The sequence below is a fragment of the Bacillus sp. PPSBB_11 genome (genome assembly GCF_038023285.1).
GTDB classification, from domain to species: Bacteria; Bacillota; Bacilli; order Bacillales; family Bacillaceae; genus Bacillus; species Bacillus altitudinis.
Genome location: NZ_CP150633.1, coordinates 771,614 through 772,296, shown reverse-complemented (window position 1 = coordinate 772,296; position 683 = coordinate 771,614). Strand labels below are relative to the sequence as shown.

The following is a 683-nucleotide window of genomic DNA, read 5'->3' as shown; positions in this document are numbered from 1 at the left end:
ATCTGACACTAAAGACGCTACTTTTAAATCAGTTTCATACTGGTCCTTAGACGACGTTGATTACGACAACATAAAAGATATCGAATTACAAGTACAATTAAGTAAGGGCGACGACCCTTCCAATAGATCATTAGTCCGTTTTAATAGAACGTTAACCTTTTGAACGAAAAGCCCCGTCCCTAACCGGATGGGGCGTTTTTTACGTTCAGTATATCCGCAAACTTAACGAAATTAGTATCGCCTCGATTATCCTTCACACGAAATTCCTTCCGTAGATGATCCACGTATACAACGCGACCATTTACTTCCCGAACAAAGCCGTCATCATATAACTCAAAATCCAGCGGCAAGTCTTCGCTCACCGCCGAAGAAATAACGAACTCAAATTCGGCGAATTGTTCTTCGCTTAATACTGGCCGTTCTATCTTCTGCTTCGCGAGGTGTAATTGACGCAAAGCCTCGTTATGTTCCGGCAATATGAACTTCATTTGCCAGCGGTTCTGATCCTTTCGTTCGTCCCACATCGGCGACACCTCCAGTTAAATTATAACCGAATGTGCGTTCGCTTATCAATCTTTTTCAATAACGATTAAATCGGAAATATCGTCAATCTCAAACGTGTTGATGATGCGGTTTAAATGTTCGACAGAAACTCTCGCTACATGATTACGTGCCAGTTGCGA

General features: G+C 42.2%; 1 protein-coding gene. It reads right to left on the bottom strand.

Annotation, left to right across the window (positions count from 1 at the left end):
• Positions 1-179 precede the first annotated feature (179 nt).
• Positions 180-524 carry a YolD-like family protein gene (locus tag V7L95_RS03880; protein WP_340968074.1) on the bottom strand — a complete coding sequence of 115 codons (345 nt, stop codon included), beginning with the start codon at positions 522-524 and terminating at the stop codon, positions 180-182.
• Positions 525-683 lie beyond the last annotated feature (159 nt).